Annotated in this window: 1 protein-coding gene; it reads left to right on the forward strand. The window is 64.1% G+C overall.

What is annotated here, in order from left to right; all coding sequences use genetic code 11:
• Nucleotides 1-255: 255 nt before the first annotated feature.
• On the forward strand, nucleotides 256-2,475 hold the full coding sequence (locus RBR52_RS15395) for a UvrD-helicase domain-containing protein (protein WP_320378153.1): 2,220 nt from the start codon (nucleotides 256-258) through the stop codon (nucleotides 2,473-2,475).
• Nucleotides 2,476-2,512: the final 37 nt, after the last annotated feature.

Genomic DNA, 2,512 nt, shown 5'->3' on the forward strand with positions numbered 1-2,512 from the left:
CGATTGAGATACAGTAAACCCATCGCTTGCGCGCACCCCCGGCGCGTCCACGATCAGCCTGAAACGCCGTCCACGATCAGAATGAAACAGGCGTCCACGATCGCTGAAATGCGCAGCGAAAAGCGCTGCGCAGGGCCAATTTCGCAAGATTGCGCCACGCTACAACTGCCTGACCGTGATCGAAAATGCGGTTCGAACACACGATAAACACGACGCCATCACGGCGCACGCACACTTTCCGAAACGAGGCTTCTCATGCTGAACCGGCTCTTTTCCAGGGTTTTCTCTGCATCGACACAGACGGTGCGCAACCCGCGCAACGCGACACCGACGCAGCCTAATCCTGCACATGCCGCACCTACGCACGGCCCTGATCGGGCTGGGTTGCGGGCCGCACAGGAGCGCGTCGATGCGGACGCGCGCAGCCACGCCGCAGCGCCCCCGGCGGCGCCGATCTACGGGCCGGATCGACTACCCGTGAGGCAGCAGATCGCCCGGCAGATGCGCGAGGACGTGGCGCTGGCGGTGCGGCTGTGCGCGGTGTCGGCGCCGACGCCTGCGCAGTGGGAGATGATTCTGGCTGACCATCCGGCGACCTGTGTGATCGCAGGCGCAGGTTCTGGCAAATCGACCACGCTGGTGCTGCGCGTGGTGTTGATGGTGTGCTACTTACGCATCAGCCCGCAGGAGGTGACGGTGGTGTCATTCACCCGCGCCTCGTGCAAGGAGTTGCGCGAAAAGCTGTGCAAGGCGCTGTCGGTGCCGATCTGGAACGAGCGTCTGCGTCCGGAAGATGCGCGAGCCGTCGAAGGCGTGAGCGCGGCGATGGTGAAGACGTTTCATGCGGCGCTCGCGCGCCTGGCGCGGCAGGCGTTCAGGGGCGTGGAGTGGTTCGACATGATCGGCAGCGCGCAGGGCGGCGAGGACCATGCCGGGCCGGCGTTCAATTCAGGCTCTCGGTTGTCGGAGCGCCAGCAACAGCTCGTGCTCGAAGCCTATCGCGATTTGCACGCGCAGGACGCGACGTTTCGCGGGCATGTGGCGGCTCTGGTGAAGATCGAGTCCAGGCGCGATTTGCTGTGCGAAACGGCGGAGAAGAAATACGCACGATCGGTGCTCGGTCTGGCCAGTGCGCGCGATCTGGACGTGGTCAAGCGCATCAATGCGGACTGGACGTCGCTGGGTTTGTGGCCGGTGGACGGCGTCGATCCCGAGCCGGTGCGGATGCTCGATGCCGAAGGGCAGGCCTTCCATGCCAATGGCCGCGTGATGGCAACGGGCATGCCGGTCTATCTGAGTCTGGATGGACGCATCGACGGCGATCCCCTGCCTTGCCTGTCCGGGGCGCTGGGCAGTGAGCAAAAGCCCGTTCCCATGAGCCTGGCGGTGCAGGTCAGACGTGCCATCGTGGCCCGATTCAACGCGGTCGATGCGCTCGATATTCGCACGCGCAAAAGCCTCGACCGCCTGAAAAACCGCGTGGAGCAAGCGGCCCAGACCGACCCTGCCGGGCAGGCCGCGCCGCGTCTGGATGTGTTGCTCAAGGGTGAGCACAGCGAAAGCGATCTCATCGAGGCGTTCTGCGCCCAGGGCGGCTTTGTCGAAAGCCTGGGGCTGGAGGTTGCTCGCACCCTGAGCGACATCGCCCCGACGTTCAAGCCGCATACGGCGGAATTTCATTTCGCGTCGGCGCTGGCGCGGTTCTGGCCGAGGTTCGAGCAGCATCTGAGCCAGCAGGCCGTACCGGTCATGACCTTCAACCGCGCTTTTCTCCAGTTGAGCGAGGACGCCGGGGTTTGTGCACTGACCGAGGAGGCGTTGCGGCCTTTCACGCATTTGCTGGTTGATGAATTTCAGGACATCTCGCCCTTGATCGTGCGCTGGGTGCGGGCCCTCCAGCGCCGTCAGGCGACTCTGGGCAAGCCGCCCACGCTGATGGCCATCGGTGACGACTGGCAATCGATCTACGCCTGGCGCGGCAGCGCGCCTGAGTTGTTCATCGACTTCGGCCGACATTTTCCAGCACATGCCGCGCTGCAGGGGACAGGCGAGTGCCGCATGATGGACAACTTTCGCTGCGTCCAGCCGGTGATCGACGATGCCCAGAAGCTGCTGGCCAAGGTGAGCGTGAAGACCGACAAGCAGGCCGTGCCGCAGCGCCCCACCGAAGCAGGCGACCACGGCGTGCGGCTGCTGCCGGGCCTGAACCCGGACAAGAAAGCCAGGGAGATCGCCGCTCTGATTCGGCAGCAACTCGATGATGTCAACACCCTGCCCAGGAGCGACAAGAACAAGGTGCTGGTGCTGGCGCGCACCAATCAGGCGCTCGACAAGATCAAGCGAGCGCTTGGCGGCGACGCCCCCGGCGTGGCGTTTCACACCTTTTGTACCGGCTCGGGTTGTCTGGACACGGTTTTGCAACTCAGGCCGCCTTTCGCAAAGCATAGGTCTGTCGGGCTTCGAGGGGTGACATGAAGCCCAATTTTTCGAGACGCCAATGGCGGTTGTACCG

The organism is Thiomonas sp., from assembly GCF_034007205.1.
Taxonomy (GTDB): domain Bacteria; phylum Pseudomonadota; class Gammaproteobacteria; order Burkholderiales; family Burkholderiaceae_C; genus Thiomonas.